The 7450-nt window shown below is 48.6% G+C and carries 7 protein-coding genes and 3 tRNA genes; 8 read left to right on the plus strand and 2 right to left on the minus strand.

Annotated features, from left to right (window positions below):
- The first annotated feature begins 75 nt into the window (after positions 1 to 75).
- Positions 76 to 2319, plus strand: a complete 2244-nt coding sequence (locus I2H74_RS13185) for a Tex family protein (RefSeq protein WP_195574410.1) — start codon at positions 76 to 78, stop codon at positions 2317 to 2319.
- Between the two features lie 234 nt (positions 2320 to 2553).
- The gene (locus I2H74_RS13190) at positions 2554 to 2880 is read left to right on the plus strand and encodes a hypothetical protein (RefSeq protein WP_195574411.1); all 327 of its coding nucleotides are present in this window, start codon (positions 2554 to 2556) and stop codon (positions 2878 to 2880) included.
- 190 nt (positions 2881 to 3070) lie between these two features.
- Here the strand turns inward: I2H74_RS13190 and cmpA are convergent, their stop codons facing one another.
- Both cmpA and I2H74_RS13200 read right to left on the minus strand, forming a co-directional pair.
- Complete coding sequence (gene cmpA / locus I2H74_RS13195; protein WP_085494293.1) at positions 3071 to 3190, minus strand: cortex morphogenetic protein CmpA; 120 nt, start codon at positions 3188 to 3190, stop codon at positions 3071 to 3073.
- 233 nt (positions 3191 to 3423) lie between these two features.
- Entirely contained in the window at positions 3424 to 3780 is a 357-nt protein-coding gene (locus tag I2H74_RS13200; protein WP_195574412.1) for a hydrolase/acyltransferase, read from the minus strand.
- A 121-nt stretch (positions 3781 to 3901) separates the two neighbouring features.
- On the opposite strand from I2H74_RS13200, the gene I2H74_RS13205 reads away from it, so the two are divergent.
- The 6 genes from I2H74_RS13205 to I2H74_RS13230 all read left to right on the plus strand — a co-directional run bounded on the left by I2H74_RS13205 (position 3902) and on the right by I2H74_RS13230 (position 7448).
- Positions 3902 to 4378, plus strand: a complete 477-nt coding sequence (locus tag I2H74_RS13205; RefSeq protein WP_195574413.1) for a SprT family protein — start codon at positions 3902 to 3904, stop codon at positions 4376 to 4378.
- A 28-nt stretch (positions 4379 to 4406) separates the two neighbouring features.
- Positions 4407 to 5231 (plus strand): uroporphyrinogen-III synthase, encoded by an 825-nt coding sequence (locus I2H74_RS13210; RefSeq protein ID WP_195574414.1) that lies wholly within the window; start codon positions 4407 to 4409, stop codon positions 5229 to 5231.
- Positions 5232 to 5362: 131 nt separating this feature from the next.
- Positions 5363 to 5438: transfer RNA gene (locus I2H74_RS13215), tRNA-Asn, on the plus strand.
- Between the two features lie 4 nt (positions 5439 to 5442).
- Positions 5443 to 5531: transfer RNA gene (locus I2H74_RS13220), tRNA-Ser, on the plus strand.
- A 274-nt stretch (positions 5532 to 5805) separates the two neighbouring features.
- Positions 5806 to 7194, plus strand: a complete 1389-nt coding sequence (mgtE, locus tag I2H74_RS13225) for a magnesium transporter (protein ID WP_420707446.1) — start codon at positions 5806 to 5808, stop codon at positions 7192 to 7194.
- Between the two features lie 179 nt (positions 7195 to 7373).
- A tRNA-Glu gene (locus tag I2H74_RS13230) sits at positions 7374 to 7448 on the plus strand.
- Positions 7449 to 7450: the final 2 nt, after the last annotated feature.

A 7450-nucleotide genomic window follows, 5' to 3' on the forward strand; every position in this document is an offset into this window, starting at 1 on the left:
GTGGAAATGCTTTCATTTTTTTGCGACAATAGATACGTTAATGTGATAGAAAAGGCATGGAAAGGAAGCTCGAAAATGACTGTACATGACGAAATGTTAGAACTGTCAGCACTGGATGTCATCCTTGAGGAGATGAAGACGAAGCAGCCGGATACGCTGCTCCGCCAGTTGGCACAGGAGCTTGCACTTGGAAAAGGCCAAATTCAGCGAACCGTTGACCTGCTGGACGAAGGCAATACGATTCCCTTTATCGCTCGTTACCGCAAGGAGATGACCGGCGAGCTAGATGAGAATCAGCTTCGAGCCATTGAAGAACGTTTGAAATATTTAAGAGGATTGGAAGATCGCAAAGCCGAAGTGCTTCGCCTGATCGCAGAGCAGGGCAAGCTGACGCTGAAGCTTAAAAACACCATCGTGGGTGCCGTCAAGCTTCAAGAGGTAGAGGATCTTTACCGTCCTTATCGACAAAAGCGAAAGACGCGCGCAAGCGTAGCGAAGGAGCGCGGGCTTGAGCCGCTTGCAGCCTGGATTCTGACTGAACCAAAGTCACAACATCCAGAGCAGGAAGCGGAGAAGTATGTGAACGCAGAGCAGGGCGTGGAGACGGTTGAACAGGCGCTTCAGGGAGCAATGGATATTATCGCGGAAATGATCGGCGATGATCCAGTCGTTCGCCAATGGATTCGCCAATATACATACGATCATGGCATTATACGTACGGAAGCAAAGGATCAAGAGGCAGAATCAGTATATGAAATGTATTATGCCTATCAAGAGCCTGTGAAGCGTCTGCCTTCTCACCGTATTCTGGCGATTAATCGCGGAGAGCGGGAAGAGATGCTTAAGGTATCGCTTGACGTCGAGCTTGATCGCATTCTTGCTTATATTCAGCGCAGATGGATTAAAGGTTCCTCGACTGTGCAGCATCTGCTCGAGGCAGCGATCGAGGATGCTTATAAGCGTTTGATTGCCCCGTCCATTGAACGCGATGTTCGCAATGAATTGACCGAGAAGGCGGAAGAGCAAGCGATTCAGGTGTTCTCAAGTAATCTGAAGAGCCTCTTGCTTCAGCCTCCGGTGAAGGGCAAGCGCGTGCTTGGCGTGGACCCCGCGTTTCGAACCGGCTGCAAGCTAGCCGTCGTAGATGATACAGGCAAGCTGCTTGAGGTCGCGGTCACCTATCCGACACCGCCGAACAACAAGGTTGCGGAGGCAGAGAAGATCTTTGACCGCTTAGCGGATCAATACCGCTTTGAGCTCGTCGTGATCGGCAACGGCACGGCTTCGCGCGAGACGGAGCAGTTCGTTGCTGATTGGATCGGCAAGCGCAAAGCGAAGAAGGGCGATACGCTGCAATATGTGATCGTCAATGAAGCCGGAGCGAGCGTCTATTCCGCATCCAAGCTAGCGCAGGAGGAATTCCCGGATCTTGACGTTGCGGAGCGAAGCGCAGCTTCCATTGCCCGCCGGATGCAGGACCCGCTTGCGGAGCTTGTCAAGATTGAGCCGAAGGCGATTGGCGTTGGGCAGTATCAACATGATGTAACACCGAAGCGCTTAGAAGAAAGCCTTGGCGCCGTCGTGGAGTCGGCTGTAAACCATGTCGGCGTCGATGTGAATACAGCTTCGTCATCCTTGTTGTCATACGTATCGGGAATCAATGCAACGCTTGCCCGCAATATCGTGAAGTTCCGTGAAGAGAATGGCAAGTTCACGAAGCGGAGCCTGCTGCAAAAAGTACCTCGGCTTGGTCCGAAAGCATATGAGCAGTCGATAGGCTTCCTGCGCATTACAGATGGCGGAAATTTGCTTGACAGCACGCCGATTCACCCTGAATCCTATAAGGTAGTGGAGAAGCTGCTTGGCTCGCTTGGTCTTACGCAGGCTGCCATTGGATCGAAGGAATTAAAGGACAAGCTTCATTCGCTTAACATGGATGAGACTGCTCATGCGCTCGATGTAGGCGTGCCTACCTTGCGAGACATTATCGACAGCTTGCTTCGTCCAGGTCGAGATCCGCGTGAAGAGCTTCCACCCGTTATCTTTAGAACGGACGTCCTTCAGATCGAGGACTTGAAGCCGGGGATGGAGCTTCAAGGAACGGTTCGAAATGTCATTGATTTTGGGGCTTTTGTGGATATTGGCATTAAAAATGACGGGCTCGTCCATATTTCTCAACTAAGCGATAAATTCGTCAAACATCCATTGGACGTCGTGGCTGTGGGAGATAATGTTACCGTATGGGTGCTGAATGTCGACCTCAAAAAGGGACGCGTTGGTCTTACGATGAAAGCGCCGATAGAAGCCCAACAGGCTTAGCTAAAAGGCAAATTCGTAGCAGCCCTCATTCCTTGCTGTGCTTGCTTTGTTCCGCTTGATTATACACCGGTTTCAAAGTGATCATATTGGATCCATTTAACACAGGCTGCACCCTCGGTGCAGCCTGTTATTGTCTATGCGATTAGGCGCAAGCCCTGCCTAAACATCCGTCAGCATCATACTGTAGTACAGATGGGCAAGAATCCCTTGTTGGATCAGAAAGGGGGAGTGCGAATGTCAAAAAAATCTCAACGGTCTAGCAGCAGTAATCGAAATGGCAGAAAAAACAGCTACAATAATAACAGCAGCAATAACGCTAACCATACGACAAATAACCAGAGCAATACAGCAGAGAACCTGTCTGGACTCAGCTCGGATGATCTTGAAATTATTGCTGCTTTTCTAGCCGTTGCAGCGGATGTAGTCGCACTCCTTTCTTTATTGAAGGCAAGAGACGAAAAAATACAGGGAGAAGGAGATGGCGAGTCAGGCCTCCCTGATGTTTTATTAACGAGCTTGCGTGGTGGTGTAAAAAGCAAGAATCGGAGAAGGCCCAGATAATTCGTTTCTGGGTTGTTTTTGGGTCAAAGCTTGTCCTGTAGATCAAAATAAATATCCCAAGACATCCTATGGACAGCTCGGGATTGTGTTGTTCGATTCCTTACAGCTGAACAGCATCCATAACGCATGGAGCTATCGCTTTGTAAACAAACGGATATGAGCGAATATGGCTCTCAATCGCTGTTTCCATTTAGCTGCGCGTTTGTGGGTTCGAACGGTAAAAAAACCAGCACTCGTTTAAAAGCTTAATTTGACGCCGATCCTTTTTCTGAAAGGCTCTCATTAATTGATTGCTCAACCATTGCGGCATAGGATAGCCTCCCTGTGACGTGATCTGCATGGGAGTCATGCATTGTTTCCCGTTGTACCGCTATCTTATGGGCGATTGTGCCTTTTGGTGCAGGTCCATTCTAATTGGGGATTGGAATATATAAGAGAAGCCCAACCCGTATTGACAAATACGGCTGGGCTTCTTTTAAAAAAAGCATGATAAGTCCAATGGGTTGCATCAAAACCTACTCATGATTTTCAACCTTCAACGGATTAGGACAAGAGTTCTTCTTCCTCATACCACTGCTCAAGCTGCGCTTCCAATGCGCGAATTTCCGTTAGCAAGGAGATCAGAGGATATTCCGTTTCCTGAATGGCAGCAAAGCTCTTCTCCAACTGATTCAAGTAGGTGATGCCGCTAACGATCTGGTCCTCTTCACGGAGCAGCTCCAGATGGTCGCATTCTGCTACAGCAATTGGCAGCCTCGGTACATTCAATGCAGTAAGCTTGCTGATTTCCTTATTCAATCGCAGATTGAGCGCACTCAATTGATACGCGTAATCTGCAGGCATCTCGACAAATTCCAGCCTGGATTCCTGTTGGAATACGAGGTAGCGCATCTTAGGCATGGGTCTCTCTCCTTCGTCGTTCATCATTTTCTCTTGACAGTGTAAAGGAGTTCAAGTACAAATTCAAGTAGATTCATCGTTTTCGTAAGGGTGATAAAGTGGGGGTACAAGGAGGGGGAAGATGACAACCGCACTGACCAATGAATACTTGCAGCAATGGATTGAGATTGTTTCGCTGCGGGATTTCCATATTCCTTTTCGACACCTGGCAAGGTGGAATCATCGGCTTTCCTCAACAGGCGGTCGCTACTTGCTGAAATCCCATGATATCGAGATTAATCCGAAGCAGTTTGTTCAAAATGGAGCGGAAGAGGTGGAGCGCATTATTAAGCATGAGCTCTGCCACTATCATCTGCATCTTGCAAAGAGAGGATATAAACACCAGGACGCAGAGTTTAAGCAACTGCTTGCCAAGGTAGGGGGCTCGCGCTATTGCAAGAGCTTGCCTGAATCGCAGAAGAAGAAAGCTGAGCCTTACCGATACCGACTTGTTTGTCACAGCTGCGGACAACAGTATTTGCGCAAGCGCAAGGTCGATGTTAAAAAGTATGTATGCGGCAAATGCCGCGGCAAATTAGCCTTGGAGAGCATTCGTTAGATCTTGATTAGAGGCGGGAGGATGCGTTATGGGGAAATTAGATGGTAGAGTTGTTGCAATTACAGGTCCACGCAAAGCGGAGGAAATGAGCATTCTTGTCAAAAAGCAAGGTGGAATTCCACTTGTCCGTTCCGCGCAAGGAACCATGTTCGAAGGCTTTGAGCACTTGGAGGCTGAGGTGGACAAGCTGCTGGAGCATCCCCTTGATTGGGCAATTTGGACGACGGGGATGGGACTCGGCAAGCTTGTAGAGGCTGCAGAAGCTGGAGGCAAGCTTGAGAGGCTGCTCGAGAAGCTCGCATCTGTGAAGCATGCTGCCCGCGGCTACAAGACAGTGAATGCACTGCGCAAGCTCGGCATAACGCCTGACGTTCGTGATGACGATGGCTCCACGCTTGGCTTAATACGAGGATTGACGCAGATCAACGAGGACTGGAAGGATGCACATGTATCGCTTCAGCTTCATGGCGATCCTGCCCCTAAGCTGGTTGAATTCATGGAGGAGTTTCAGGCATCGTACATCGAGCTCATGCCTTACCGTCATACGCCTCCTGCCGAAGAAGAGCTTGCGCTGCTTACCAAAGAGCTGCTCGCGCATCGCATTGATGTGGTTGCGATGACAAGTGCTCCACAGGCTCGCTTTCTATTCGAGTACGCGAAGGAGCATGGCGTGGATGATGCCTTGCGTGAAGTGTTCCGAGCGCGTACCCTTGCGGCTGCAGTCGGCAGGGTTACGGCCTCGGCATTAATCGATGAAGGCATCGAGCGGATTCTGATCCCGGAAGAAGAGCGAATGGGTGCCTTAATTGTCACCATCGGACGATGGTTTGAGGATCAGAAGACGTCCGTATAGATATTTCGCGGAGCCATGGAAGCATCAGAGCTGCAGATTCCGTGTATACTCAGCCTTCGGTGGTTCCGCTTTCTTTTTTATCCCAATGACTTGACATTGAACTTTGTCCATGTTACATTAATTATTGTCATTCCCTGATAGCTCAGTTGGTAGAGCACTCGACTGTTAATCGAGTTGTCACAGGTTCGAGTCCTGTTCGGGGAGCCACTTTGGAGAGATACCCAAGAGGCCGAAGGGGGCGCTTTGCTAAAGCGTTAGGGTGTAACAGCCGCGGGGGTTCGAATCCCCCTTTCTCCGCCATTTAACTTTATCTTTTCTCATGATCCCGTAAGGGATTTTTTGTTTTTATCGGGTTAATATTTACAATGGATGTCTTTGAACAAGAAGAACCACACTATATAACGGAGTACAACATGCTTTGGCATGTCGAGGCGAAGGGAGTAGTTGTGGTTCTTTTTTCCTCATGAGGATTAATTATGAGTATGTTAATATAGTTTGGTGCAACTTGGCTTCATGACCATAAGGCAGGTGTAGAAAAAGTAGGGTAAACAGAAATGGGTAGAAGGTGATCGGAATGTCAGAAATGGATAAGCGCGAGAAGCGCAGCCGGGAGCAGCATCTGAAGGAGCTGTCCCGAGCAGTCGAAAGAAAGATCAGACAAGGGCAGTCCGATCAGTTGCGAGCGCAATTTGAGGATTGGGAGCCTTATGACCTTGCCATCATGTTCAAGGAGCTCGAAGAGGATGTTCGATCGTCATATCTTGAACTGCTCGATATTGAGTCGCTGGCAGACGCGATAAGTGAGCTGGAGCCTGAAGCTCAGATCGAAGCTTTGTACATGCTGGGCAAGGTTCGTGCAGCACAGGTGTTGAACCGAATGGACAACGATGACTTGGCCGATATGATGGCTGAGGTTCCAGATGAGATTCAGGAATACATGCTGTCCATCATGGAAGCTAAAGAGCGGGAGAACGTTCAGGAACTGATGACCTACGGCAGCGAGACTGCCGGTGGTATCATGACCAACCGTTATGTATGGTTCAAAGAGAGCTTTACAGTTCGAGAAGCGGTAGAGAAGGTAAAGCAGTTTGCAGAGCTAACGAATGATGTTCAGTATTTGTATGTGGTAAACGAGCAAAAGTCCCTCATCGGGATGGTTACTTACCGAGATCTCGTGCTTTCTCCAGAAAACGAGATCATCATGAATCTGATGCAGGAAAATATTATTTCCGTAACAGCTGAGACTGACCAGGAAGAGGTTGCGCATCTATTTGAAAAATATGACCTTGTATCCTTGCCTGTTGTTGATGCGTATCGCAGATTGATCGGGGTCATTACCTTTGACGACGTGCTCGACGTCCTTCGTGAAGAGGCAAATGAAGACATCAACAAATTGGCGGGTACGGACAAGACGATCGACTTTCGTACTCCAGCCTTGGTCGCAGCGAGAAGAAGATTGCCATGGCTGATCATGCTGCTGTTCCTAGGGCTTGTGTCAGGCAGTATTATGAGCCAATTCGAGGATACGCTAAATCAGGTCGTTGCACTTATATTCTTTATGCCGATGATTGCGGGGATGACAGGGAATACAGGAACTCAATCGCTTGCGGTCGTTATTCGGGGGCTTGGCTCTCATCGTCATCTCGATCGACAAACGATTGTACGTTTATTCTGGCGCGAGCTTAGTGTAGGCCTCATGATTGGCATCGTTTGTGGAATAAGCATCGCTCTCATTGCGGGCATCTGGCAGAACAGCTTCCCGCTAGGGATCGTGGTTGGCTTCTCTTTGTTCTTAACCATTGTGATCGGGACGATGGCGGGAACGATCATTCCGGTCATTCTTTATAAAATGAAGCTTGATCCCGCAGTCGCCTCAGGGCCTTTGATCACCACGCTGAACGATATCTTTTCGTTGACAGTCTACTTTGGAACAGCAACTATATTCCTTCAATATTTATTGTAATATCGCATGAAGTAACGAGGTTCAGGAGAAGCTATATTGGACCTCGTTACAGGGTAATAATCTCAAGATTAATGGTTAACATTTCAAGTGAAAAAACTTAAAAAAAAGGCTTGTCATCTTCTTTGCCGTTTGCTATACTCTTAATTGTTGCTGACGAAGTAACAAGAAGTTATGAATGTGGCCCGTTGGTCAAGGGGTTAAGACACCTCCCTTTCACGGAGGTAACAGGGGTTCGAATCCCCTACGGGTCACCACT

This window comes from Paenibacillus sp. 1001270B_150601_E10 (genome assembly GCF_015558675.1).
Classification (GTDB): domain Bacteria; phylum Bacillota; class Bacilli; order Paenibacillales; family Paenibacillaceae; genus Paenibacillus_B.